Annotated in this window: 23 protein-coding genes; 6 read left to right on the top strand and 17 right to left on the bottom strand. The window is 45.4% G+C overall.

Annotation, left to right across the window (positions count from 1 at the left end; genetic code table 11):
* Positions 1-13: 13 nt before the first annotated feature.
* From D0T66_RS11475 to D0T66_RS11440, 8 genes are all read right to left on the bottom strand, one after another.
* Complete coding sequence (locus D0T66_RS11475) at positions 14-1,660, bottom strand: DUF4419 domain-containing protein (protein ID WP_163357440.1); 1,647 nt, start codon at positions 1,658-1,660, stop codon at positions 14-16.
* Entirely contained in the window at positions 1,651-3,168 is a 1,518-nt protein-coding gene (locus D0T66_RS11470) for an alpha-isopropylmalate synthase regulatory domain-containing protein (protein WP_163357439.1), read from the bottom strand. Before D0T66_RS11470 ends, D0T66_RS11475 begins: the two co-directional genes overlap by 10 nt.
* Before the next feature lie 18 nt (positions 3,169-3,186).
* On the bottom strand, positions 3,187-5,676 hold the full coding sequence (locus tag D0T66_RS11465) for a glycoside hydrolase family 127 protein (RefSeq protein ID WP_163357438.1): 2,490 nt from the start codon (positions 5,674-5,676) through the stop codon (positions 3,187-3,189).
* Between the two features lie 9 nt (positions 5,677-5,685).
* Positions 5,686-6,276 (bottom strand): 3-isopropylmalate dehydratase small subunit, encoded by a 591-nt coding sequence (leuD, locus tag D0T66_RS11460; protein WP_163357437.1) that lies wholly within the window; start codon positions 6,274-6,276, stop codon positions 5,686-5,688.
* A gap of 47 nt (positions 6,277-6,323) precedes the next feature.
* The gene (locus tag D0T66_RS11455) at positions 6,324-6,671 is read right to left on the bottom strand and encodes a four helix bundle protein (protein WP_163357436.1); all 348 of its coding nucleotides are present in this window, start codon (positions 6,669-6,671) and stop codon (positions 6,324-6,326) included.
* A 27-nt stretch (positions 6,672-6,698) separates the two neighbouring features.
* Positions 6,699-8,096 (bottom strand): 3-isopropylmalate dehydratase large subunit, encoded by a 1,398-nt coding sequence (gene leuC / locus D0T66_RS11450; protein ID WP_163357435.1) that lies wholly within the window; start codon positions 8,094-8,096, stop codon positions 6,699-6,701.
* A gap of 29 nt (positions 8,097-8,125) precedes the next feature.
* Positions 8,126-9,616 (bottom strand): 2-isopropylmalate synthase, encoded by a 1,491-nt coding sequence (locus D0T66_RS11445; RefSeq protein ID WP_163357434.1) that lies wholly within the window; start codon positions 9,614-9,616, stop codon positions 8,126-8,128.
* A 272-nt stretch (positions 9,617-9,888) separates the two neighbouring features.
* Positions 9,889-10,461: a hypothetical protein gene (locus D0T66_RS11440; protein ID WP_163357433.1), complete on the bottom strand. Its 573-nt coding sequence runs from the start codon at positions 10,459-10,461 to the stop codon at positions 9,889-9,891.
* An 89-nt stretch (positions 10,462-10,550) separates the two neighbouring features.
* Between D0T66_RS11440 and D0T66_RS11435 the strand changes: the two genes are divergently transcribed.
* Complete coding sequence (locus D0T66_RS11435; protein WP_163357432.1) at positions 10,551-11,297, top strand: HAD family phosphatase; 747 nt, start codon at positions 10,551-10,553, stop codon at positions 11,295-11,297.
* A 10-nt stretch (positions 11,298-11,307) separates the two neighbouring features.
* Here the strand turns inward: D0T66_RS11435 and D0T66_RS11430 are convergent, their stop codons facing one another.
* From D0T66_RS11430 to D0T66_RS11420, 3 genes are read right to left on the bottom strand one after another with little or no spacing between them, the layout of a single operon-like run.
* Complete coding sequence (locus tag D0T66_RS11430; RefSeq protein WP_163357431.1) at positions 11,308-11,829, bottom strand: HAD family hydrolase; 522 nt, start codon at positions 11,827-11,829, stop codon at positions 11,308-11,310.
* Positions 11,830-11,834: 5 nt separating this feature from the next.
* Positions 11,835-12,599, bottom strand: a complete 765-nt coding sequence (locus tag D0T66_RS11425) for a Rossmann-like and DUF2520 domain-containing protein (RefSeq protein WP_163357430.1) — start codon at positions 12,597-12,599, stop codon at positions 11,835-11,837.
* Positions 12,596-12,925 (bottom strand): hypothetical protein, encoded by a 330-nt coding sequence (locus D0T66_RS11420; RefSeq protein ID WP_163357429.1) that lies wholly within the window; start codon positions 12,923-12,925, stop codon positions 12,596-12,598. Before D0T66_RS11420 ends, D0T66_RS11425 begins: the two co-directional genes overlap by 4 nt.
* Before the next feature lie 427 nt (positions 12,926-13,352).
* On the opposite strand from D0T66_RS11420, the gene D0T66_RS11415 reads away from it, so the two are divergent.
* Entirely contained in the window at positions 13,353-14,138 is a 786-nt protein-coding gene (locus D0T66_RS11415; RefSeq protein ID WP_163357428.1) for a threonine/serine exporter ThrE family protein, read from the top strand.
* Between the two features lies 1 nt (position 14,139).
* Positions 14,140-14,661 carry a threonine/serine exporter family protein gene (locus D0T66_RS11410; RefSeq protein ID WP_163357427.1) on the top strand — a complete coding sequence of 174 codons (522 nt, stop codon included), beginning with the start codon at positions 14,140-14,142 and terminating at the stop codon, positions 14,659-14,661.
* On the opposite strand, the gene D0T66_RS11405 is transcribed toward D0T66_RS11410, so the two are convergent.
* Positions 14,658-15,491, bottom strand: coding sequence for a metal ABC transporter permease (locus D0T66_RS11405; protein ID WP_163357426.1), 834 nt, complete (start codon positions 15,489-15,491; stop codon positions 14,658-14,660). The genes D0T66_RS11410 and D0T66_RS11405 overlap by 4 nt on opposite strands.
* Before the next feature lie 188 nt (positions 15,492-15,679).
* On the opposite strand from D0T66_RS11405, the gene D0T66_RS11400 reads away from it, so the two are divergent.
* The 3 genes from D0T66_RS11400 to D0T66_RS11390 all read left to right on the top strand — a co-directional run bounded on the left by D0T66_RS11400 (position 15,680) and on the right by D0T66_RS11390 (position 18,496).
* Positions 15,680-16,378: a DUF5020 family protein gene (locus D0T66_RS11400; protein WP_163357425.1), complete on the top strand. Its 699-nt coding sequence runs from the start codon at positions 15,680-15,682 to the stop codon at positions 16,376-16,378.
* A 13-nt stretch (positions 16,379-16,391) separates the two neighbouring features.
* A complete protein-coding gene (locus tag D0T66_RS11395; RefSeq protein WP_163357424.1) occupies positions 16,392-17,714 on the top strand; it encodes an NCS2 family permease in 1,323 nt (440 codons plus the stop codon).
* Positions 17,715-17,827: 113 nt separating this feature from the next.
* A complete protein-coding gene (locus tag D0T66_RS11390) occupies positions 17,828-18,496 on the top strand; it encodes an HD domain-containing protein (protein WP_163357423.1) in 669 nt (222 codons plus the stop codon).
* Between the two features lie 10 nt (positions 18,497-18,506).
* On the opposite strand, the gene metH is transcribed toward D0T66_RS11390, so the two are convergent.
* Genes metH through pth form a run of 5 tightly spaced genes read right to left on the bottom strand, consistent with a single transcriptional unit; the run spans position 18,507 to position 25,177 of the window.
* A complete protein-coding gene (gene metH, locus D0T66_RS11385; protein ID WP_163357422.1) occupies positions 18,507-22,202 on the bottom strand; it encodes a methionine synthase in 3,696 nt (1,231 codons plus the stop codon).
* Positions 22,203-22,215: 13 nt separating this feature from the next.
* Entirely contained in the window at positions 22,216-23,595 is a 1,380-nt protein-coding gene (locus tag D0T66_RS11380) for a DUF6056 family protein (protein WP_163357421.1), read from the bottom strand.
* A gap of 48 nt (positions 23,596-23,643) precedes the next feature.
* The gene (gene smpB / locus D0T66_RS11375; protein ID WP_163357420.1) at positions 23,644-24,096 is read right to left on the bottom strand and encodes an SsrA-binding protein SmpB; all 453 of its coding nucleotides are present in this window, start codon (positions 24,094-24,096) and stop codon (positions 23,644-23,646) included.
* A gap of 41 nt (positions 24,097-24,137) precedes the next feature.
* Positions 24,138-24,557 (bottom strand): RNA-binding S4 domain-containing protein, encoded by a 420-nt coding sequence (locus D0T66_RS11370; RefSeq protein WP_163357419.1) that lies wholly within the window; start codon positions 24,555-24,557, stop codon positions 24,138-24,140.
* A 56-nt stretch (positions 24,558-24,613) separates the two neighbouring features.
* On the bottom strand, positions 24,614-25,177 hold the full coding sequence (gene pth, locus D0T66_RS11365) for an aminoacyl-tRNA hydrolase (RefSeq protein WP_163357418.1): 564 nt from the start codon (positions 25,175-25,177) through the stop codon (positions 24,614-24,616).

Raw genomic sequence — 25,177 nt, 5'->3', positions numbered from 1 at the left:
GCAATTTAGTATATTAATCTGTTTTCTTCTGTTCGAATATCGTGATGTTTATAGCGGTATTCACCTGAATATTATAGTCTTTCATCCCTTCTATTGTTACGATGTGGGAACCGCGATTCAGGTATCTCTTATAACTCTCTACCCCAACCGTCCATTCGCCGGGGAGCTCTTTCAGTTTCTTTTTGATAAAGTCACGAAGCGCCTTCGATACATTGTTATGCCTTATGCCTATGGCGTCCATCTTTCCGGTAGTGCGAATCACAAATTCTACCTCTATTTCCTTTTGCAATTCTTCCTTGAATGCCGTATTTTTCCTGATAGCTGTTTCGAGGTAATCTTTGATATAATTCAAGCTTTCCTCTTGCGTTTCGAAGCGTCCTTTATCATAAACAGGCTGTTCGACAGACGGACTCCAAGACATCCAATCGTCCCAATTAGAAGAACTATCCCTCGGATTAGGACTAAACATACTTGCACGCGTCATCCGTACCGGGCGGGCTTCATCTCCATTCGAAGTCATATCTTCTTCCTTTTTGCCTTTTCCTTTTTTCTCCTCTCTGCATATAACCCACGAGATAAACGGCTCTATCGCCTTGTTGTTATATTGCTTCAAGCCCATAAATCCACCAAAGACATAGCGCATTCCTAAACGGGTTCCAGTGTAATCGCAGATTGTAACATCGATACGGGCATTGCCGTCAGGGATATTTTCAGTCCTTATTCTCGATATTAAATAAGCATCTCCCTCCAGAAACCTGTTCGGAATATATCCATTACAATCACGGCATTTTTTCAAATAGGGAAAGAACTTAATACACCACCCCGATAAATAATTCGAATCATACTCGAAACGGTCTTTATAGATACTTTGCCAGAATTGTGTATTCACTTTTCCATCATAAGCATCGATAAACTCCTGTATAACAGGACGCAGACAATCGGCCCATTCTTCGAGACCGATTTCGGACAGATAGTCGAGCTTGTTATAGATTACTTCCCAATCTTCGCGTGTCCCGGTCAAAGTAACCGAAGGAATGCCACAAAGTGTTGTCACCTGATAAGCAAAGACTTTCTTATATGCCTCCAATAACGTTATTTTGTAGGCCATCTGGCTCGCAGGCGTAGTTGTAGAGAAATCGCCCACAACATACGAATGGAAATCTTTCTTCGTGTATTTGCGGGTTTCGGCAGACAAACGGTCGATAATAAATTGCCAATCGGCGCTGTTATCCCTCAATATAGGCCTGTAAACATTCAGTACTTTGGGCTTATCTTTCACAAAGAGTTTGTCTTCCAAAGTATTTATATTTTCGGTTATATGTATCGAAACTCCCTGACAAATAGCCAACCAGATAACATCGGGCGACAATATCAGCGGGCGATGGTCACTGTATGCCCTGTTGATAGCCGTCATCAGCGAATTCTTATAAGTACCCACCACCGCCATATCCCGATGTTCGTCGGGAAAGGTCAGTACAGGCATTTCAGTATGACGGTACAATGCTATGTCGATAGGCATTTCGGGCAAATAACTTTCCGCCGGTACAACGGTATCCACAGCAAAGGTCACCCCTTGCGGTGGCGGTTGAATGGTATCATTCACACCTGCATAAGCACATAGGCTAATGAAAAGCCCTAAAAATAAGCCAGTTATTCGCATTGCATTTCCTCAATTATATTCAACATCTTTTCGGTAGACTTTACAGCCGCTTCGGTCTGATCGACATCCAAGCCTATCGTTTTGAACTCTTTATTGTTAAACTTCCAGGTAATCGTTGTCTGCACCAAAGCGTCGGTACGCCCGCCCGGAGGAATAAACACCACATAGTTGACAAGTTCGGGCTTCGGTTTCCCCAATTTGGAATAGATTTTCCACATCGCTTTCGAAAAAGCATGATACTGCCCCTTACCTGCCGCCGTTTCTTCGTATTCCTCGCCATTCACACGCACCTTGACGGTAGCTGTCGGACGAAGCCCTTTGGTCAGGCTGAAAGCAAAGTTGAGTATCTTGATTTTAATATCTTTCGAGTTATGCAGTATATCGTTGATGATGAACGGCAAATCGCTCTGGGTAATCATTTCTTTCTTGTCGCCCAGTTCGATTACCTTATCCGTGATAATCTGCATTTCCGCCTCTGTCAGTTCGATTCCTAAGGCTTCGATATTCTTATGTATATTCGCTTTCCCCGAAAGCTTTCCAAGCGCATACGAACGAATACGTCCGAAACGCTCGGGATGCAAATCATTATGGTACAGGTTATTCTTCTTATCGCCATCAGCATGGATTCCGGCTGTCTGCGTAAAGACATTTTCGCCGATAACCGGCTGGTTTTCGGCAACAAACCGCCCCGAACATCCTTCTACGATACGGCTTACCTTATTGATATATTTCTCCCTGATAGATGTTTTGATTTTCAACTGGTCGTGCAATACAGCCACAACACTGGCCAGAGAAGCATTTCCGGCACGCTCGCCTAAACCGTTCACTGTCACGTGTATTCCTTTCACGCCGACTTCCACGGCAACCATGGTATTGGCCACGGCAAGGTCGTAATCGTTGTGCGCATGAAAATCGAAATGCAACTTCGGGTAACGGGCTATCATCTTACGGCAATAGCGCCATGTGGTATGCGGATTGAGAATGCCCAACGTATCGGGAATCATAAACCGTTTGATAGGTAAGTCTTTCAGGTTATCCATCAGGTAGAAAACATAGTCTTCGGAATCTTTAATTCCGTTCGACCAGTCTTCGAGGTAAAGATTGACATGAATGCCCATCTTCTCGGCCAGTATGACTTCCCGCTTTATATCTTCGAGATGTTGCTCGGGGGTTTTCCTCAACTGCTCCGTAACATGGCGATACGAGCCTTTACTCAACAGGTTTATATTGCGGCAGCCCGCATCCTGTATCCATTTCAGCGAAGCACCGTTATCAATAAACCCGAGAATCTCTAATTTGTCGATATTGCCCGAATCCACAGCAGAAGCAGTTATCCGCTTGACGGTTTCGAATTCTCCTTCGGATACACGTGCCGATGCAATCTCGATGCGGTTTACGCCGAGATTATTCAATAAAAGGCGGCCGATATTCAACTTCTCCTGTCCCGAAAAGGAAACACCGGCTGTCTGTTCCCCATCGCGCAGGGTGGTATCCATTATCTCTATCATAGGCTGATTTTAATCGTCTTATTTAGTGTCGAATTTTACTTGTAATATGCCGACCGCACTGTCGTCCTTAGCCTGCATATTCAAGCGTATATATTGTTTCACAAATGATTTCCCGTCGGAATGTACCAGATTGAACTGGTCTTTCAATATGCTATACGAATCGGTTGTGTATAGCGGGAAATCTTTCCACTCGCCATTTTCGCTGTCCTTGTATTGCAAGTTCCACGAAACGGGAAGTTGCACGCCGCCCTTATCGTCGTACCAGTAAACCGAGAACGCACTGATATCGGTCGGCTTCTCAAAAGTGAAGTCGATGTATTGTGCCTTTCCTCTTTGCGGGAAAGATGTCCATCGCTCGATGCTGGTATCGAATGAATGTTTAGGATATTTGCCATTGATGATGGCAAGCAGATTATCTCCCGAATGCGTGTGCGATGCCTGAATGTCTTTACAAAACACCGGAAGAATAGTAATTCCTTCTTTCGCTACACTTTCGCTCTCTGCAAACCAGATATTCATCGTCGACACATCTCTGTTGTTCCAGGCATAATAAGGCACAAGCGTCAGCATAGAAGCATGCGATTGTCCTTTTATATCCAAGTATTTAGCCGGAACGTTTTTGATAATATCTATGCCTTTTAATAAGCCTTGCGTTTCAGCGCTTATCGTCGGATTAGCCGACAAATCCTCTATGTAGTAGCGGTTTGCTTCACCTTCGTTATCAACGCCTTCGGCACAATAAACCAATGGCCCGCGTGTGATTGCTACGCGTCCGTTATCAGCCTTAACCTGCTCGATAGCATGCGTATAACGTACAGGCATCGGCAAGCGAAGTTCTACTTCATCGCCGCTGTTCCATTTACGGTCGATAGATACAAAGCCTTTTTCGACTTTAGCATTATCGACTTTTTTGCCGTTCACATACACTTCCCATTGACGATTGGTATCGTTGACATAGTGATACAGTTTGCCCGGAACGAATTGCGAACCCGTCCAGGTCGGGATACGCATCTTAACGGCAAACTGCTGGTTCTTTTTAGCCGGATTAACGGTCAGTTTTATATTTTCGTCGAACGGGTAGTTTGTTTGCTGATTCAGCTTGACCACTCCTCCTTTCAACGGTATATCTACAGCGCTGCTGGTATAGAAAGCGCAATAAATATCCTTATCGGTATACGAATACATGAGCCCCGAAATTTGTGGTATCAGACGAGCCAGATTCGTCGGGCAGCACGCCGTTCCGAACCAATAAGAACGGTCGATCATACCATCCGATTCGAGCGGATTGACGTAGAAGAACTTATCCCCTCCGAGATTTACCCCCGCCAACACATTGTTCAATAAAGCCACTTCGGCTACGTCCATATATTTTCCGTCCTTTTCGAGCAGGAACATACGATGGTTGAAGAATACATTGCCTACGGCAGCACATGTCTCGTCATAAGCATCTTTGTTCGGCAACTCGTATTCAGGTCCGAAACCTTCGATTCCGTGAATGGCACCCAATCCTCCGGTGATATGCATGCGGGTATCGACAATATTGCCCCAAATCCGATGCAAGGCAGGCGTCAGCGTCGGGTCATTGGTCAAAGCGCCCACATCTGCCATGCCCGAATAGAGGTATGTAGCGCGCACCGAGTGTCCTACAGCCTCTTTCTGGTCTCTCACAGGGGCATGTTGCTGGGCATATTCGGGCGACATAGTTCCTTCGCCGTCGGGCACATAGGTGATTCCACGTATATCGACGAAGCGTTTTGCCATATTCAGATACAATGTATCGTTCGTCACGCGGTACATTTTGACGAGCGCCATCTCTATCTCCTGATGTCCCGGTGCTTGATTGACAGGCTTTCCGTCATTATATTCCGGATCTCCGTGAAAGAATACTTTATTTACGTGACGGGCGCTTTTCTCGGCAATATCCAACAAATTGCGTTTGCCGGTAGCCTGATAATAAGCTGCTGCCGCTTCGTATAAGTGTCCGATGTTATATAGCTCGTGGCTATGCACCACCCACGAATATTTTTTGTCGCCCATACCGGCTCCGCCCCAATGTTCGTGGTCTTTAGCCGTTCCGGTTGTATGTGCAGGATAGATATACCCATCCTTTTCCTGCGCTTGCGCCAAGATAACGGCAATATCGTCTATCTGTTTTTCCAATGCCGGATCGCGCTCCATTTTGAGTAGATAGGCAGCTCCTTCGAGCACCTTGAACAAATCGGAAATATTGAAACGGTGAGGAGCGGGAAGTGGTCCTTCGATACCGTTGAGGTAATTTGCCGTTTTCTGCAAATCTTCCACGGCTCCGTGTGTCCGTTCCAAAGCAACGGGTACAAGCACTTCTTTCTGCAACTTTATACGGTTACTCCAGAATTGGTCTTGCAACGTCACTTTATCGAAGGTCACAGGCGTCAGCCCTTTCTCCGCATTACTGTTTTTCTTTTGTGCCGACAAAGTGATTGTGCAGCACAGGATTATTAATAGGGTTAAGAGATTCTTGGTTTTCATGGTTTTAGGTTAAAGGGTATGTTCTTTCTCGTATTCTTCGATTACATCTTTTTTAGACAAGAGATAGTCGATATCGTCGAGGCCTTTCAGCAGGCATTCTTTTTTGTAGGCATTAATTTCGAACGATTCGGCTTCGCCCGTTTCGTTGTTGGTTATGCGTTGTTTCTCGAGGTCGATAGTCAGCGTCGCTTTCGGATTCTTGCTCACGCTATCGAAGATTCCGGCAAGGAATACCGGCGTTACTACCACAGGCAACAGGCCGTTGTTCAGCGCATTGTTGCGGAATATGTCGGCAAAGAAGCTCGATACGACAGCACGGAAGCCATATCCGGCTACTGCCCACGCAGCATGCTCGCGGCTCGAACCGCTACCGAAGTTTTTACCTGCCACGAGGATTTGCCCGCTGTAAACGGGATTGTTCAATACGAAATCTTTCTTCGGGCTGCCGTCTTTATTGTATCGCCAGTCGGCAAAGAGGTTATCACCGAATCCTACTTTGGTAGTCGCTTTCAGGAAGCGAGCAGGGATTATCTGGTCTGTGTCCACATTCTCGATAGGAAGCGGAACGTATGTCGAGGTCAATGTTTCGAATTTTTCCATAATTAATCAATTTGAAAATTAGCTAATTAGCATATTAGCCAATTCTGTTATTTGGACTTTGATGTTCCAATTATTTTGTTTATAATCTTTTGTATAACTTTTATATCTTCAAGCAATTGTGGATGAAAAGGGTAATTTTCCGAACTTTCGCAAATCAACAACCAATATTCTGTTTCGTCTGCCTCTTTTGCTGCAATCTTCATCTTATGAATAAAGTCGGATTTGCTTTCTCCGTTTTGAGCTTCTCTCACATTAGCCCCAATCGAAGTCCCGGATTTCAACAATTGATTCGCTACAATAAATTTTCGGCTTTCTTCAAGCACTTCGGCAAAGGATATTATATCCAAAGCAAACTTAAAAGACAAATCAACAATAACATTCCCGGTTTCTTTCATTTACACATTTGCTAATTTCCGAATTTGCTAATTGAATTTGCGCGGATCTGTAATCTTACCAGTAACCGCTGCGGCCGCTGCCACCAATGGTCCCGCCAATATCGTACGTGCGCCCGGACCTTGACGGCCTTCAAAGTTACGATTTGAAGTGGAAACAGCATACTTTCCTGCAGGAACTTTATCGTCATTCATCGCCAGACAAGCCGAACATCCCGGTTGGCGCAATTCGAATCCCGCTTCTACGAGGATGTCGTATAGCCCTTCTTCGCGGATTTGCTTCTCTACCATCCAGCTACCCGGAACGAGCCATGCAACTACGTTATCCGCTTTTTTCTTGCCTTTCACAAAGTTAGTAAACGCGCGAAAATCCTCGATGCGTCCGTTGGTACAACTGCCCAAGAAAACATAATCGATTGTTTTGCCTTCGACCTTCTCGCCCGGCTTAAAGCCCATATAATCCAGCGATTTCTCAAACGAAATCCTTCCGGCAGCATCTACTTCATCCAATGTCGGTATTGTGTCGTCGATAGCCATTCCCATACCCGGATTGGTACCGTATGTAATCATCGGTTTGATGTCGGCAGCATCGAAAGTCAATTCTTTGTCGAATTTAGCCCCCTCATCCGTGAAAAGTGTTTTCCAATATGCCAATGCTTTATCCCAAGCCTCACCTTTAGGAGCGAATTCACGCCCTTTGACGTACTCGAATGTCTTTTCATCCGGCGCAATCATACCGCCACGAGCACCCATTTCGATGCTCAGGTTGCAAAGCGTCATCCGTTCTTCCATCGACATATTGCGGACAACTTCGCCAGCATATTCAACGAAATAGCCTGTCGCACCGCCTGTTGTCATCTTGGCAATCATGTAAAGGGCAACATCCTTCGCCGTCACGCCTTTCGCCAATTCGCCATTGAAAGTGATGCGCATTGTTTTCGGCTTCGATTGGAATACGCATTGGGTAGCCAATACCATTTCAACTTCGCTTGTACCAATTCCGAAAGCAATCGAACCGAACGCCCCATGTGTAGAGGTATGGCTGTCGCCGCAGACGATCGTCATGCCCGGCTGGGTAAAGCCATTTTCAGGCCCAATGATATGCACCACGCCATTCTTGATATTCCCGAGCGGGTAATAATATGGTAAGTTGAATTCTTTTGCATTCTTATCTAACGTATCTAATTGATTTTTAGACACGGGATCTTGCACAGGCTGATCCTGATTAATGGTCGGCGTATTGTGGTCGGCTGTGATAGTTGTTTTTTCCGGACGGAAAACTTTCAGCCCTCTGGCGCGTAACCCGTTGAAGGCTTGCGGACTGGTTACCTCGTGACAGAAATGCCTGTCGATATACAATTGCGTAGGACCGTCTTCCACCGTCGAAACTACGTGTGCGTCCCAGATTTTGTCGAATAATGTCTTCATTCTTTCTATTTTTGTTCTTTTAGTTGATTTTACTTCACAAATTTATTGATGGCATTCACAAACGCTTCTACCGAAGCCGCTACAATATCCGTATTGGCCGAGAATCCATAATAGGTTTGCCCCTCGTACTCCAGTTGCATGTGGACTTTACCTACATCATCGCTACCTTTGTTAATAGCCTGAATAAGAAACTCCTGTATAGTCGTTTGACGGCGAACAATATTTTTCACGGCCTTGATAGCTGCATCTACAGGACCGTTGCCCGTTGCCGATGATTCGAATTTCTCGCCGGCGATGTCCAGTCCCACATTGGCTATATTACGAATGCCGATGCCCGACGTCACTTGCAGATAATCGAGCTTGATACGGTGCATCTTATCTGTTTGCTTTCCTGCCAATATCAAGACATCCTCATCGGTAATATCTTTCTTGCGGTCAGCCAATTCGAGGAAACGCTGATAGATTTCCGACAATTGGTCATCATCTACTTCGATACTCAACAAGTTTAGCCTGTTCTTCAATGCCGCACGGCCGCTGCGGGCTGTCAATACAATAGCATTGTCGTCGATACCGACATCCTTCGGATCGATAATCTCATAAGTAGAGAGGTTTTTCAGTACCCCGTCCTGATGAATACCCGATGAATGCGCGAAAGCATTGCGCCCTACGATTGCCTTGTTCGGCTGAACAGGCATATTCATCAGGCTCGAAATCATGCGACTGACAGGATATATCTTTTGTGTATTGATATTGGTTTCGATGTTCAGCTCCTTGTGGCTTCTGATTGCCATTACCACTTCTTCGAGCGAAGTATTTCCGGCACGTTCGCCGATTCCGTTAATCGTCACTTCCACCTGACGGGCACCATTCAACACACCCATAATAGAATTGGCAGTAGCCATGCCTAAATCCTGGTGACAATGGGTAGACAAGATAGCATTCTTCATATCTACGTTATCAATCAGGTACTTGATTTTTGCTCCATATTCGGTCGGAAGGCAATAGCCCGTAGTGTCGGGTATATTTACAACAGTGGCTCCGGCATTGACAACTGCTTGTACTACCCGAGCCAAATATTCATTATCGGTACGTCCCGCATCTTCGGCATAAAACTCGACATCCTCGACGTACCGTTTAGCGTATTTCACGGCTTTTATGGCACGCTCGATTATCTCATCCTGATTAGAATTGAACTTATATTTGATATGATATTCCGAAGTCCCGATTCCTGTATGGATACGCCCTTTCTTGGCATACTTCAAGGCTTCGGCAGCCGTGTCGATGTCTTTCTCTACGGCACGTGTCAACGCACAGATGGTAGGCCATGTAACGGCTTTGGATATTTCCACTACCGAGTTGAAGTCTCCCGGACTGGAAGCAGGGAATCCGGCTTCGATCACATCCACGCCGAGCGATTCGAGGGCTTTGGCTACTTCTATTTTCTCTATTGTATTCAACTGGCAGCCGGGCACCTGTTCACCGTCTCTCAATGTCGTGTCGAAAATGAATAACTTTTCCATGCTTCTATTCTCCTTTTTTGTATTGTTATATTGGTTGTTAAAAAAAAAGCCTTTCTCTGTCCATGAGTGAGAAAGGCTCTTATTATATTGTCTTGGCAACTACACAGCAAGTCTCACTCCCGAATTTCTCCAGAGTAGAATAATGAGGCTAATGAGGTTCGTGTATAGTTGCATATAAATCTATTTTTGCTCAGATTGCTTACAAAGTTATTCCTTTTTTACTAAAAAGCAAATAAAAAGACAAATATTTAAGTTTTTTATATCCTCTGCACTTATTCTACCGATTCAATATCTCCAATCAATTTTTCTTTTTCTTTAAGTATTTTATTAAAATGTTTCGAGATGTCATTATCGAAACTGCCTTCAACTGCATGCCATAATAAGGTGTCATCACTGATATAATACTTAATATCATAGGTTGCTTCTTTAGATAAACCATCTTCTTCTTTATAGAAAGACTCTTGATAGTATAGTAATTTTCCGCTTTTGAAGTAAAAAGCTTTTATACGATTCTCGCTTATCGTCTCATCGTCCTTTTGATAGATTCTCTCTCCCCTAATATATTTTATAACGGAAGAATCTTTTACAAGGTAATTCTCAAAGAATCTGCCTATTGCCTTTCGTTTCAAGAAAAAATTAGACAATCTCTTTTTATTATATATAACCCCATCTGCAAAAGTACGGGAAAGCCTTGCCATATCACTCTTTTCGTATTCGTCGATATTTCTCACCTCTTCAAGGATAAAAGTTATTGCGGGATTGCTTTCCTGCGCTTTTATCTGAATAGCAATTATAAACAAGAGCAGTAGTAAACAGAGTCGTCCTGAATGCTTCATAATATTCATTTACATGGGTTATACACAAAGATATAATTTAAATATCACTTGCCCCGGGGCAAATACTTATTATCTTTGCAACATTGATAAAATTGGATATGGAAAAAGCATTTAACGACTACCTTGCTAAGCATAATTACGAGCGCTTCGACTTGAAAGCCTTGCTATTCGACATGGACGGCGTATTGTACGACTCGATGAAGTGGCACGCCAAATCGTGGCACGAAACCATGACCGAATACGGACTGAACAGTACTTATGACGAGTTCTACCAATACGAAGGCATGGTCGGCTTCAATACCATCAACCATATTATCAAGCGCGAACGCGGACGCGAAGCTACGGAAGAGGAAAAGAAAGAAATGTATAAGCGAAAGAGCGACCTGTTCTTCAAATACAACGATAACAGCCTGATTCCCTTTGCTTACGATTTTGTCAAGATGGTTCACGACGAAGGCATGGAATGTGTAGTCGTAACCGGCTCGGGACAAGCCTCTTTGCTGGAAAAGATAGAATCGAACTTCCCTGGCTTATTCAAGCGCGACGAGATGGTCACCGCATGGGACGTCAAATACGGCAAGCCACACCCCGAACCATACTTAATGGGATTGAAGAAGGCCGGCGACTTGCAGCCTAATCAGGCGATAGTCGTAGAAAATGCTCCGCGCGGCATAGAAGCAGCTGTTGCAGCAGGCATCTTCACCATTGCCATCAACACAGGCCCGCTGACCGAACAATCGTTGCGCGATGCCGGAGCCAATATCGTCCTTCCGTCTATGGAAGCACTTTATAATAATTGGGAAAGTTATTATAAAGAGTTGACAAGTAAACGAGTAGACAAGTAGACAGAGAAAACTACCAGCCAAAGGCCTCATCACCCATCCAGTTACCTTGTGCTTTGAGCACTTGCTCGATAACATCGCGGGCAACGCCTTTTCCGCCTTCTTTGTGCGAGATATATTTGGCAATACTTTTCACTTCGGGAGCGGCATCGGCAGGGGCTACAGGCAAGCCAACCATCTGCATCACTTGATAATCGGGAATATCGTCGCCGACATAAATAACCTCCTCGGGTTTATACCCTGTTTTTTCCAGATAATCCTTCAAGTCGTGTATCTTGATGCTCGATTTCATATAGATATGCTTCACACCGAGACGCTCGAAACGTATACGCACCGCATTGGTATCGCCACCCGTGATAATAGCCACCCCATAGCCATGTTTTATGGCGAGATTGATAGCATACCCGTCTTTGATATTCACCATCCGCAACGGTTCGCCTTCTGTGGAGAGGGGGATGCAATCGGTAGACAATACACCATCTACGTCGAAAATAAATGCTTTTATCTTGGTCAGGTCGTAATTTATTGTACTCATGGATGTTATTTGTTTTTATGGGTTTCGTAAATCTTGTCGCTTATCAGCCGATACAGCTCTTTCGTCTTAGCATCACTTATCAGCGACAGATGCTTATCTATCACATTCTCGTCGAAACGGACAGCCGGCCCTGTCTGAGCATCGGCGGGCGACAAGGCATGTACTTTCGCACACGTCTCGTCTATCAGTGGCAGCACCACATCGAACGGCAATCCGGCTTCTTGCAGGGTTTCTTCCGAAAGGGTGTACATGTAATTAACAAAGTTACAAGCAAATACGCCTGTCAGATGAAGATATTTCCGCTTATCCGAAGATAATTCAATTACCTTTTCGGACAGAGAAGAAGCTAATTCATTGATTTTATTATATGTATCCCTATCCGATGCTTCAATAAAGAAGGGTATATCCTTCCACTCCATACTGCGCCCTTTGGTGAATGTCTGAAACGGATAAAGGACGCCATATCTCTCGGCATAGCCCTCGAACAAAGCCATCGGCATGCTTCCCGCTGTATGCAGCCAGATACCGCCATTCTTCGGGAGAGAAGCTATAAGCTCTTGCAATACAGCATCTTTCACCGAAAAGATGTATATATCCGCATCCGCCCTCAAAGCCTTTATATCGGTAGTAGCTTCCGCGCCGACCAACGATGCCAGTGCCTCGGCCGATTCCACCGTGCGGCTATACACTTGCACAACCTGATGATTATCAGATAGTCCGCGCGCCAGATGAGTGGCTACATTTCCAGCCCCGACGAATATTATTTTCATCTCTTATAAGAAAAGATAAGCGCTATTCCGGCAATGATGACCGCAACAGGGATAAAAAACTTGGAATATTGGTTCAGCCAGCCGAACAGGTGGTTGAAATTGAGGAATATCCCCACGGCTAAAAATACCCAACTCATCGTACTCTTCGGTTGCGTGCAGACAAACACAATCCCTGCCACCAAAAAGAAACAGGATACGCTGATAAAGTCATAACGGATAGGAATCTGAGCCAGAAATCCTACCTTATCCAGCAAAAATAACAATCCGAATATTACCAACGTAATACCGAATGATAGCTTATCGTTTTTTCCTCCTGTAGATGCCATTATAAATTATATTTATATTTATTCTACTTTAATAAATTTCGTCATAAAAAAGTAACAAACCTCTATCGATTTTCGGTATTTTTTATCGAGTTACTTTTCTCAGTGTATCTCATTGTCACCTCTGTGAAACTCAGTGTCATCTTTTTTCCTCACACTATCGGAAAGAGATGCCTCAGACAAACTTCGGCATGACAAAACTCCCAAAAAGTAACATTCCTCTACTTGTTTCGAACATTCTTCGCAAAGTTACTTTTGTTAGTCACAATACTTTTTCAAATGATAAACCAACATATCCGGCAGCTCATTTGTTAAGTATTTTCTATGGTATAGATAAAATATCTATATCCATACAAAAGTAAAAAGAATTAAAATGCTATCATAAATAAAAGCATTACTTTTGAAACGATTTTCAATAATAGGCTGAACAATGACACCAGAGGAGAAAATACCGGCTCAACGATTTGCCGATTTGTTGTTGGATATGGGAACATACCTGATGGCTTCGGGAGCGCATTGCGGGCGGATAACCAGTAATCTGGGACGTCTGGCTGCTACGTGGGGCTTCGATGTAGATATGAATCCGTCGTTCAAAGGGTTATTGATAACCGTCAAAGACCAGAACAACCCCGCTAATTCGGTCACCAGCTACCGGAATGCCCCTTCGCACAACGTACACTTTGCCGGAATCACCGAAATATCGCACCTTTCGTGGGAAGTATGGGATAACAAGCTCTCCATAGAGACGGTCGAAAAACGTTTTACCAAAATCAAAGGAGAAAAAGGCTACAACAGCTTTATCATCGCTTTGGCCGTCGGCCTGTCCTGCGCAGGATTATGCCTTTTTTCGATGGGCGACCTGTACAATGCACTCATAGCCTTTGCAGGGGCGTCGATAGGCTTTCTTATCCGCAGAAAGATAGACAATCTCCGCTTCAACTCGATGCTGGGGATAGCTGCCGCCGCATTCGTCACCACCCTTATTTCGGGTGCCGGCTACAGGCTCGGCGTAGGCATACACCCCGAGGCAGCTATGGCAACCGCCGTGCTCTACCTCATCCCGGGCGTTCCGCTCATCAATACAGTGATAGACCTGATAGAAGGCTATTTGCTTTCGGCACTCAACAGGGCATTGTTCGCCGGATTTGTATTGCTGTGTATTGCCGCAGGCATGACCCTATGTATCACGCTTTTAGGAATCAATAATTTCAATTGATATGGAAATGGATTTTACCGTCTTCACTGTCCTTCGCGACTTTGCCGTAGCCTTTATTGTGGCTGTCGGCTGGGGAATCCTTTTCGGGACATCCAAACGCCTTCTGGTCGTAGCCGGACTGCTCGGAGGGATGGGACATTGCATCCGCTTCGTTCTGGTGGCGTGTGATATGGGGCTCATCACGGCAACCCTTGCCGGGTCGGTAGCTATCGGGCTCATCGGCATATTTGCCGCCCACAAGGTAGACAGTCCGCCTGTTGTATTCACCATGCCTGCCTGCATCACCATGATACCGGGATTGTTTGCCTACCGCACCATGCTGGCGGGAATAAAGCTCACCGATCTCGAGCAGGCCAAACAAGATCCTACTATACTCATCAATGCGGCACACTATCTGACGTTGACCGCATCGCTGCTGTTCACGCTGGCTATAGGCATCTGTATCGGCGCGTTGCTTTTCCGCAAAACAAGTGTACGGGAAATCTCACTTCGGAATATATTATCGAAAAAGAAAGACTGCTAAAGCGATTTCATCTGCCTGCCTTTCTGGCGAAGGCGGACGATTATACGTGCTACGAGGAAGATTAATATCTGGGTGAAAATAATAAATACCCCCGACGGCACATCCAGCTCGACCGAGAGAAGTAGCCCTGCGATACACCCCGCAAAGCCTATCAAAACAGACCACCCTATCATTTTGTTGAAGTTGGAAGTGAACAGATTGGCTGTCATCTGCGGAACGGTAAGTATCGACAGCAACAGAACAATCCCTACCAACCGGATAGACAGCACAATGGTGACAGCGATAAAAAACATCATCACATATTTGATAAATGTCACCGGCAAATTACGCGTGCGTGCAAAATCGGGGTCGAAAGCGGTATAGAGGATTTCCCTGCGAAAGAGGACAAAAACAACGATAAGGACAAAAGACAGAATAGCCAGCAAGAGAATATCCATCTTCGTCACTGTCAATATATTACCAAACAGATAATCGGATATATTCGGCGCAAAACCGGGCGTCAGGTAGATAAAGATAATCCCGATAGCCATCCCCAGCGACCAGAGCGTAGCGATAGCCGAATCCTCGCGAATCCCCTGTTTAGACGACAGCCATTCGATACCGAAAGCCGAAAAAACCGAGAACAATAAAGCGGCTAATATCGGGTTGATTCCGGCATACAAACCGATGCCTATCCCTCCCATCGAAGCATGTGTGATGCCGCCACTCACAAAAACCAATCGCCTGATAACGATATACGTGCCGATTATCCCACAGGCAACAGAGGCAAACAGGCTGCCCAGCAAGGCATTGCGAAAAAATTCGTAGGACAGAAGGTCTATAAAATCCATCAGATGATTGTTTAAAATATGCACCACAAAAGTAAGCTTTCTTGGCGACAAAACAACCCGGCGCAATCCCTTTTTTAGTTTTGAACAAACCTTTAAATTATGTTGTCAATTTATAAAATATGTAAGCATAATATTGTATTTTTGCTCCCGTCAAAAAACAATTAATCTTAATAAAAAACAATTGCCTTATGACTAAAAAGTTACTTATCATTTTTTGTTTATTGGTATCAGTTGGTTCTGTTTTTGCACAAAACCTGCAATTACACTTCGATCCGAGAGGTGGATTGCACAAGGATTTTGACCGCAACTATTTCACTGCCACATTCGAGATGTTCAAAGCCGACAAATGGGGTTCGACTTTCGGATTTGTCGATGTAGACTTCAACCGCAGCAAAGGAAATATAGGCCTTGCCTATCTGGAGATTTCCCGCGACCAGAATCTCGGAAACCTGCCTATCCGTGCGCATGTCGAGTTTAATGGGGGGATTGTTCCGGCTAATGATGCCGATTACAGCATCCCGAATGCCTATCTCGTAGGACCATCTTATAGCACAACCCTGTTCGGAAAAGTAAACTTCGGGACATATCTGGTATATAAGTACAACGCTTTCAAAAAAGTAAGTAACGACTTCCAATGGACATTCACCTATGGCGTGAACCTATGCAACGATAAAGTAACTTTATCGGGATTCTTCGACCTTTGGACCGAAAACAAAAACAGAACTACCGGAAAAGGTGGAAAAAAATGGATTGTACTCACCGAACCGCAGTTCTGGTACAATGTAGACAAAAACCTGTCTTTCGGCTCGGAAATCGAAATCAGCAGCAATTTCTATGGCAACAAAGCGTATGTCAACCCGACAATCGCTGCGAAGTGGAACTTTTGATTTTTAGTATTCGATGAAAAAAGCAATAGATAAATTCTTCGGACTGAGCAAAAACGGGACATCCATCAAAAAAGAGTTGATAGCAGGGCTTATCACTTTCCTCACGATGTCTTATATCCTCACCGTGAACCCGAATATCCTTGCCGATGCAGGAATGGACCGTCAGGCGTTGTTCACGGCAACAGCGCTCGCAGCCGTATTCGGCACGCTCTTTATGGCATTTTTTGCCAATCTGCCGGTTGCCCAAGCTCCGGGAATGGGATTGAACAGCTTCTTTGCCTATTCGGTCGTCATTACGATGGGCTATAGCTGGCAATTCGCTTTGACAGCCGTATTCATAGAAGGAATAATTTTCCTTATCCTTACTTTCTTCAACGTACGCGAATTGATAGTGAGAAGCATCCCCCGTGTACTGAAAGAAGCGATACCCGTCGGAATCGGGCTGTTTATCACACTTATCGGATTGAAGAATGCCAATATTATTGTCGACCATCCACATACATTATTGACACTCGGCGATTTCTCCGACCACGGGGTATGGATTGCCATGCTCGGGTTACTCATCACAGCCGTGTTGCTCGCTAAAAATGTAAATGGGGCTATACTGATAGGTATTATTATATCTACCATATTCGGGTTGATATTAGGCGATGTATCGTTGCCGAAAGGAGCTGTCGTTTCCCTGCCTCCGTCTCTGGCACCTATATTCGCCAAATTCGAGTGGGAACACATCTTTTCGTTCGACATGCTGATAGTCGTATTTACTTTCCTCTTCGTCAACCTGTTCGATACGGTCGGGACGCTTATCGGCGTTACTTCCAAAATGGGCATCACCGACAAAGACGGCAACTTCCCGCAGATGAAGAGAGCCTTGTTTGCCGACGCAGCGGGTACTACTGTGGGTGCTATCTTGGGAACAAGTACGATAACCTCTTTCGTGGAAAGTACATCCGGCGTCGCTTCGGGCGGACGCACAGGCCTCACGGCAGTAGGGACAGCCTTGATGTTTGCGCTGGCGCTGTTCTTCGCGCCTCTCTTCCTCATGGTTCCTCCGGCGGCCACCGCTCCGGCATTGGTTATCGTGGGATTATTTATGATTTCGTCTGTTTCCAAGATTGATTTCAGCGACATCACAGAAGGCCTGCCGGCATTCATCACCATTGCGTTCATGCCTTTCACCTACAGCATTGCCGAAGGTATCGTATTCGGTATGCTTAGCTTCACCTTTATCAAGGTATGTGCAGGACGATTCAAGGACGTATCGGTGGCAGTATATATTATTGCAGCGCTCTTCCTGCTGAAAATCGTAATGGATGCCATGCATGTGATAGGCTAATCTCCGATAGAAAAATTATACATATAGAAACATACGTAATCGTCCGGTTGCGTATGTTTTTTGTTTCCGAAAAGAGCTATCTTTGTACAGATCATAAAACAACAATATAAGGGATGAGCAACAAAATAACCTTTGCAGACATCAAAAATTCCGAGGAAGTAAAAACATATATCAAGCAAGCCGACGCTTCGCTCAAAGTGCTGGGCTTTACCGAACATAGCTTTGCACATTGTAGCAAATGCGCAATAGTGGCGGGCGATCTTCTCCGCGACCTCGGGTATAGCGAAAACGAAGTGGAATTAGCCCGGATAGCCGCTTATATGCACGACATCGGCAATGTTATCAACCGCGCCGACCATGCTCAAAGCGGTGCTGTGATGGCTTTCCGCATATTGGACAAAATGGGTATGCCTTACGAAGACATTGCTGCCGTCATCACAGCCATCGGCAATCACGACGAGGCAACGGCCTTCCCTGTTAATGCCGTTGCAGCAGCCCTTATCATTGCCGACAAAACGGATGTACGCCGCAGCCGCGTCCGCAACCGTGAGACGATAGATTCGGACATACACGACCGCGTAAATTATGCCGTAGAAGAAACTGATTTAAAGATAGATAAGGAGAAGAAAAGCATAACACTCCACCTGACAATCGATACCACGATATCGGCTGTTATGGATTATTTCGAGATATTTATGTCGCGTATGAAATTGTGCCGCAAAGCTGCCAAGTTCTTCGGGTTGGAATTTAAATTGAATATAAACGGAAGTGCCTTATTGTAAGGCACTTTTTTTACCCCAAATTAGCTGCTAAGAATTTACGGATTTTTTCGGCATCCTCTCCCCTATTTTTGGTATAGGCAACTGCCTGTTCGTCTGATATATGACCGATTACAAAATACTTCGATTGCGGATGTGCGATAATAATGCCGCTCACCGAGGCATTCGGCAACATCACCCCGTTCTCGGTCAGTTCTACACCTATCTCATTCGATTGCAACAGGTTATCATTCAATAAGAAGTTAATCGACTGATCGGGAATAGACGGATAACCAACAGCCGGGCGGATACCCCGGTATTTGAGCGTAAACATATCATTCACAGAGATATGCTCATCTTCAGCAAATCCCCAATAGTTGCGGCGGATACGGGCGTGCAGCCATTCGGTTGCCGCTTCGGCCAGACGGTCTAATACCGATTTCATCAAAAGCGCCTGATATTCTTCACCTTGTGTCTGATAGCGCATCATCACCTCATGGGCTTTGCCCAGTCCGGCACTCACTGTGAAGCCGCCGACATAATCTTTTTTACCCGTCGATTTTGGCGCAACAAAGTCGCACAAAGACAGGTAAATATCCTGCTCGTTCTTCTTCTGTTGACGCAGCATCGGGAAAGGTATTCCGTCGATATAGATGCATTCGTTTTCGCTGTTTGCCTCGTAGATACCGAACACAGCCCCGATGTAATCGACCTTATCATACACCATGCGATCGAGCATCGTGTTAGCATCTTTATAGAGTTTCATGGCTTCCGAAGCCTTTTCGCGTTCGCTCTCGTCAAAAGCATTCAGCCACGACGCCCTACATGAAGGACAATCGTCCGTCGTATGGATAGTGGCATAACGAGCCGAGAGGTTCCACGAATGGAAAAAGAACTTCCAGTCGATATACGGAACAATCTCATTGACAGGTATATGACGCAGGATTTGCTTCCCTTTAACCTTAGGTTCAGGGGCTTGGTAAGCAGCCCAATCTATTTTCAGTCCTTTTGTCAGCACCTCGTTATAAGGCAGTAAGTCGGGCTTTTTATCTCCTGCATTTGCTCTAAGGATGGAATATTCGTCTTTTATCTCATTTATATAATCGTCTTTCGTCGTAGGATTCAACAACTTATTAGCAGCCACAGGCGCTTGCGAAGCGTCTTTGACATACACAACCATACCGTTATTATATTTCGGGTCTATCTTCAATGCCGTATGCAGCTTGGAGGTCGTCGCTCCGCCAATCATCAGCGGAATGTTGAAGCCCGCCTTTTCCATTTCGTGGGCTACAATCGTCATTTCCTCTAACGATGGAGTAATCAACCCGCTAAGACATAAGATATCAGGCTGCTCCTCTTTCACCCGCTGAATAATGACTTCGGGCGGCGTCATCACACCTAAATCGATGACTTCGTAGTTGTTACAAGCCAGAATGATGGAAACGATATTTTTGCCGATGTCGTGTACATCGCCTTTCACGGTAGCAATAATCAGCTTTCCTGCCTTATTACTTCCTGAAGATGAAGCCTTTTGCGCTTCCAGTGTCGGTTGCAGGATAGCTACCGCACGCTTCATGGTACGGGCAGTTTTCACCACTTGCGGCAGGAACATCTTTCCTGCTCCGAACAAATCGCCGACTTTATTCATCCCGCCCATCAGCGGCTTATCGATAATATCCACCGCCTTGGGATAGACCTGCAAAGCTTCTGTCAAATCTTCTTCGAGATAGTCGCTGATTCCCTTTATCAGGGCATATTCGATGCGCTCTTCCAGCGAACCTTTGCGCCATTCATCCTGTTTCTGTTCTTTTTGCCCTGTCTGCTCGTTTTTGAGCCGCTCGGCATATTCGATCAACTCATCGGTGGCTTCAGCCCTGCGGTTGAAAATCACATCTTCGACCAAGTTCCGCAAATCCTGCAATATATCGTCATACACGACCGATTGCCCGGGATTGACAATGCCCATATCCATACCACGCTGAATAGCATGGTAGAGAAAGACCGAATGCATCACCTCGCGTACATAATCGTTACCACGGAAAGAGAACGAAAGGTTGCTCACCCCGCCGCTGATTTTGGCATGCGGCAGGTTCTTCTTAATCCATGTAATAGTATCTAAGAAATCGGCTGCATAATTGCGATGCTCCTCGATACCTGTGGCAATGGCGAGGATGTTGGGATCGAATATAATATCTTTCGGCTCGAAGCCGTCGTTGACTAACAGTTTATATGCCCGTCCGCAAATCTCGATGCGACGGTCGAAAGTATCGGCCTGACCGGCTTCGTCAAAAGCCATCACGATAACGGCTGCTCCGTAAGCCTTTATCAATCGCGCCTGACGGATAAATTCCTTCTCGCCGTTTTTGAGGGATATGGAGTTGATAATGGGTTTGCCCTGTACGCATTTCAATCCGGCTTCCAATACTTCCCATTTAGACGAGTCAATCATAAACGGAACGCGCGACACATCGGGATCGGATGCCAGCAAATGCAAGAATGTGGTCATCTCTTTCACGGCATCCAGCAATCCGTCATCCATGTTGATGTCGATTACCTGTGCTCCGTTCTCGACCTGTTGTTGGGCGATGGTGAGGGCTTCCTCGTATTTTTCTTCTTTGATTAAACGTAAGAATTTGCGCGAACCGGCAACATTGCAACGCTCGCCGATATTGACAAAATTGATTTCGGGCGAAACATCTAACAGTTCCAAGCCCGAGAGCCACATATTATCCGTCTTTTTAGCCGGAACATGCGGTTTGGCACCTTCTACCAGTTTGGCGTATTGCGCGATATGGGCAGGGGTAGTCCCGCAGCATCCTCCGAGAATATTAACCAGACCTTCGTCGATAAATTCTTTCAACTGCTTCGCCATTATTTCGGGCGTCTCGTCATATTCGCCGAACTGATTCGGCAATCCGGCATTCGGATGCGATGAAATATAGGTTGGTGCTAACCTTCCCAGTTCTTTGAGGAAAGGCTTCATATCCGACGCGCCAAACGAACAGTTCAGCCCGATGGAGAGGTAGTCGATATGGTCGACAGATGCCAGAAAAGCCCCGATAGTCTGCCCCGATAGTGTTCGTCCGCCTTTGTCCGAAAGCGTAACGGAAACCATTATCGGCAGGTCGATATTGCGCTCTTTACGCACTTCTTCGGCAGCAAACAAGGCCGCTTTAGCATTCAAGGTATCGAAAATCGTTTCAACCAATAAAAGGTCGACGCCTCCGTCTATCAACCCTTCGATTTGCTCTTTGTATGCAGCATGCAAGTCGTCGAACGTCACTGCACGGAAGATAGGATTCTCCACCTGCGGGCTCATCGACGCCGTCTTGTTGGTCGGTCCTATCGAACCGGCTACAAAGCGCGGCTTCGCAGGGTTCTGCTTCGTATATTCATCTGCTATCTTGCGGGCAATGCGGGCGGCAGCGATATTGATTTCTTTCGTCAGATGCGCCATATCGTAGTCTTCGAGTGAGATAGCCTGCGCATTGAAGGTGTTGGTTTCGATTATATCGGCACCGACTTCCAGATATTCGCGATGGATAGCTTCTATCACTTCGGGGCGAGTAAGGCATAAAAGGTCGTTATTTCCTTTTTGCAGAATAACGGAATCCTTAAAACGCTCGCCGCGAAAATCCTCTTCAGTCAGCTTATAACGCTGTATCAACGAACCCATCGCCCCATCGAGGATGAGTATTCTGTCTTTTAATATATCCTGTATCTTCTGCATCTATTCTTTATCATCATCTGCTTGGTGGCATCACCAACACCGAGTTTAAGCCGTAATAGCGGGCATATACTCTATTCATCCAACAATCGGCGCAATAGTACATATCCGTCGTGCCGTAATAATAATCCCGTTCGAGGAAATCGTAGAATATAACGTCCTTGTTTCCTTTGGCTTTCTCTTGTTCCACAATTTCCAGGCGGTTCGCCCAGAAGTCGTGTACATAATCGAGATATGCATATTTCCGGTAATAATCGAAGCCGAAAGCAACCAGCAAAACAGCTAAGACTGCAATGTTTACCCGCTTCCTTATCTGCGTCCCGAAATCTATATTAGCATATAAAATAACAACTCCTATAATGGCAAAGACCGTACTCCCAAACAGCACATGGCGCGCTGCCCCCGGAGCAAAAAGCAAAGCAGCTATACTGACATAACTCGTCAGCAAAAAAAGATGAGAAGTATACAATACTTTCCGCTTGTCTTTTGCAACATTCTTCTTTTTGAAAAGGTAAAGAAATATGATATACAGGAGAGTAGGCACGGAAAGCCCCCAGAGTATATTTTTCCCTAATGATATGATAGCAATCTTAAAGCCTGCAACCGTAAAAAAATTCCACAGATTGGACTCACCACCCATCCGCACATAATTGCCTGGCGCCGTGAACAAAATGAGATAGCCGACGAATGTCCCTATAAGGCCGGCGATAGCCCAGGCCGGCAGCTTATCCTTATTCACAAACCGGATCAGATAGAGTATAACAACCAGGAAGAAAAGGAGTGCTACGCCCATATGTTCGTTCGTCCATCCGGCAGCAATCCCGAAAAGGAAGTAAAAGACAGCCAGAAGGATATTGCTTTTTGTCTTCCCGGTTTTATAATAAGCATAGTACCGATAGCTGAAAGCAAGAATGATAAAGGTAGTCCACATATAATTGCAACTGAGCGTCAGCCACAGAACATCAACCACGAACATTATTTGCAGAAACCACAATGCCAGAAATACAATGACGAAAAGCCGCGCATTGGCTTGCTTTCCTATATTGGCAATGCGATATATTGTATAGCACAAGCCTATAAAGACAAGTGTATTCAGGAAATCGCTCCAGCCCTCGCCCAGATACATCAGGTATTGAATGATTCCATGTGCAACATTCCGTCCGCCCCAGTAGAGATAATGATTATACTGCGATCTTATGACATCTATTATCCCGCCTATTCTGTCGGGATGGTCATTGGTCGGAATCCAAAAGAAAGCGTAATCCCAATCCTCGCCGAAGAGAGGATATAGCTTATTCAATATATAAATAAGCGCAAAAGCTACTAATATCACTGCCAATAATAGTAGCTTCGGCTTGTCTATCGCAAGATTATTTTTTGTCCGAATGTTTTGCATCCTGAATATTTTTTACAACTTATATTTATTGTTCTGATTATATAGCCCTTAGTGCTTCATTGCCCTGTCCATCTGGCGCTTGTCGTCTTTCTCCCGCAGAGATTGCCGCTTATCGTATTGCTTCTTACCCCGCGCTACGGCGATATTGAGCTTCGCCAATCCTCTGTCGTTGAGGAAGAGGCGTGTAGGAACAATCGTATAGCCAGTCTCTTTCACCATGCGCTCAATCTTTTTCAGCTCCTTCTTGTTCAGCAATAGTTTGCGGTCGCGACGAGCAGCGTGATTGTTGTACGAGCCATAGAAATATTCGGAAATATTCATGTTGCGTACCCACATCTCGCCTTTCTCGAGCATACAGAAAGTATCTACCAGACTGGCTTTTCCCAGACGGATAGATTTTATCTCCGTCCCGGTCAGCACGATTCCGGCAGTAAAGGTTTCGAGCAACTCGTAGTCGAATGTCGCCCGTTTGTTTTTTATATTTATTGTCTGTTGTGACATTTTTTTTGTTCTGTGAGAGTCAAAGATACAAATAAATAGCTTTAATCTTCTCCGTCGAAGTCAAAATCGAAATCGAATCCATCGTCGAAGAATTCGTCCAACTCGCGGCGGTCTTTTTTGGTCGGACGCCCCGTACCCCTCGCACGGTCTACAAAGCCACTTATCTTGGTCATTTCCAGAATCTGCAATTCGGAAGCCGGCGTGACATCTTTTATAAATCCGGGAACAAGCTTCGCACCCATACGCCTCTCGGTCAGGTCTAACACCTCGAAAGAATAGGTTATCGGCGGCTTGCGGATTTCTATCACCTCGCCTACTTTAATCATACGCGAAGGCTTTATGGTAACGCCTTTGATGGTGATACGCCCCTTTTTGCATGCTTCGATGGCAATGGTACGCGTTTTGAATAAGCGTACTGCCCAAAGCCATTTGTCGATGCGGACTTCTTTCTTTTCGCTCATATTCTCGGCTTTTACTTGTGACTGCCCGGCGGGCGAAGTAACTTGTAACTCGTTTTCTACTTATTATTATACTGGTTCATTGCTGTTTGGATTCCGGCCAGACAAAATGTTTTGATTATCTCGCCGCAAGTCTCCAATTTGGCAGGCAATTCCTTTTCTTCTTCTTCCGAGAAAGGGCTTAATACATAATGCACCTGCGCGCCTTTCGGGAAATCATTGCCAACACCAAAACGAAGGCGGGCATAGTTCTGCGTACTCAGAATATCCTGTATATGCTTCAAGCCGTTGTGCCCTGCATCGCTGCCCTTGCCTTTGAGGCGGAGGGTGCCGAACGGCAAAGCCAAATCGTCGACAACGACCAGCAGGTTTTCTACCGGAATTTTCTCCTCTTTCAGCCAGTAACGGATAGCATTGCCGCTAAGATTCATATAAGTGGAAGGTTTCAACAACACCAGTGTCTTATTTTTCACACGAATCTCGGTGACAAAGCCGTAACGCCTGTCTTTAAAAACAGCATTGGACGCCTCTGCTAAAGCGTCCAATACTCTGAATCCTATATTGTGGCGGGTATAGTGGTATTCGCTACCAATATTGCCCAAGCCGGCAATCAAGTATTTCAT

This window comes from Dysgonomonas sp. 25, from assembly GCF_010501075.1.
GTDB lineage: Bacteria > Bacteroidota > Bacteroidia > Bacteroidales > Dysgonomonadaceae > Dysgonomonas.
The sequence above is the reverse complement of the archived record's forward strand: the minus strand, read 5'-3'. Positions and strand labels throughout refer to the sequence as shown.

Excerpts from the sequence above, each read along its gene's own strand:
- metH (WP_163357422.1), bottom strand. The coding sequence starts at position 22,202 with ATGCAGAAGATACAGGATATATTAAAAGACAGAATACTCATCCTCGAT.
- leuD (WP_163357437.1), bottom strand. The coding sequence starts at position 6,276 with ATGGAAAAATTCGAAACATTGACCTCGACATACGTTCCGCTTCCTATC.
- D0T66_RS11415 (WP_163357428.1), top strand. The coding sequence starts at position 13,353 with ATGACACCAGAGGAGAAAATACCGGCTCAACGATTTGCCGATTTGTTG.
- D0T66_RS11475 (WP_163357440.1), bottom strand. The coding sequence starts at position 1,660 with ATGCGAATAACTGGCTTATTTTTAGGGCTTTTCATTAGCCTATGTGCT.
- D0T66_RS11410 (WP_163357427.1), top strand. The coding sequence starts at position 14,140 with ATGGAAATGGATTTTACCGTCTTCACTGTCCTTCGCGACTTTGCCGTA.
- D0T66_RS11470 (WP_163357439.1), bottom strand. The coding sequence starts at position 3,168 with ATGATAGAGATAATGGATACCACCCTGCGCGATGGGGAACAGACAGCC.
- smpB (WP_163357420.1), bottom strand. The coding sequence starts at position 24,096 with ATGTCACAACAGACAATAAATATAAAAAACAAACGGGCGACATTCGAC.
- D0T66_RS11390 (WP_163357423.1), top strand. The coding sequence starts at position 17,828 with ATGAGCAACAAAATAACCTTTGCAGACATCAAAAATTCCGAGGAAGTA.
- D0T66_RS11405 (WP_163357426.1), bottom strand. The coding sequence starts at position 15,491 with ATGGATTTTATAGACCTTCTGTCCTACGAATTTTTTCGCAATGCCTTG.
- D0T66_RS11395 (WP_163357424.1), top strand. The coding sequence starts at position 16,392 with ATGAAAAAAGCAATAGATAAATTCTTCGGACTGAGCAAAAACGGGACA.
- D0T66_RS11465 (WP_163357438.1), bottom strand. The coding sequence starts at position 5,676 with ATGAAAACCAAGAATCTCTTAACCCTATTAATAATCCTGTGCTGCACA.
- pth (WP_163357418.1), bottom strand. The coding sequence starts at position 25,177 with ATGAAATACTTGATTGCCGGCTTGGGCAATATTGGTAGCGAATACCAC.
- D0T66_RS11425 (WP_163357430.1), bottom strand. The coding sequence starts at position 12,599 with ATGAAAATAATATTCGTCGGGGCTGGAAATGTAGCCACTCATCTGGCG.
- D0T66_RS11435 (WP_163357432.1), top strand. The coding sequence starts at position 10,551 with ATGGAAAAAGCATTTAACGACTACCTTGCTAAGCATAATTACGAGCGC.
- D0T66_RS11380 (WP_163357421.1), bottom strand. The coding sequence starts at position 23,595 with ATGCAAAACATTCGGACAAAAAATAATCTTGCGATAGACAAGCCGAAG.
- D0T66_RS11420 (WP_163357429.1), bottom strand. The coding sequence starts at position 12,925 with ATGGCATCTACAGGAGGAAAAAACGATAAGCTATCATTCGGTATTACG.
- D0T66_RS11455 (WP_163357436.1), bottom strand. The coding sequence starts at position 6,671 with ATGAAAGAAACCGGGAATGTTATTGTTGATTTGTCTTTTAAGTTTGCT.
- leuC (WP_163357435.1), bottom strand. The coding sequence starts at position 8,096 with ATGAAGACATTATTCGACAAAATCTGGGACGCACACGTAGTTTCGACG.
- D0T66_RS11430 (WP_163357431.1), bottom strand. The coding sequence starts at position 11,829 with ATGAGTACAATAAATTACGACCTGACCAAGATAAAAGCATTTATTTTC.
- D0T66_RS11370 (WP_163357419.1), bottom strand. The coding sequence starts at position 24,557 with ATGAGCGAAAAGAAAGAAGTCCGCATCGACAAATGGCTTTGGGCAGTA.
- D0T66_RS11400 (WP_163357425.1), top strand. The coding sequence starts at position 15,680 with ATGACTAAAAAGTTACTTATCATTTTTTGTTTATTGGTATCAGTTGGT.
- D0T66_RS11445 (WP_163357434.1), bottom strand. The coding sequence starts at position 9,616 with ATGGAAAAGTTATTCATTTTCGACACGACATTGAGAGACGGTGAACAG.
- D0T66_RS11440 (WP_163357433.1), bottom strand. The coding sequence starts at position 10,461 with ATGAATATTATGAAGCATTCAGGACGACTCTGTTTACTACTGCTCTTG.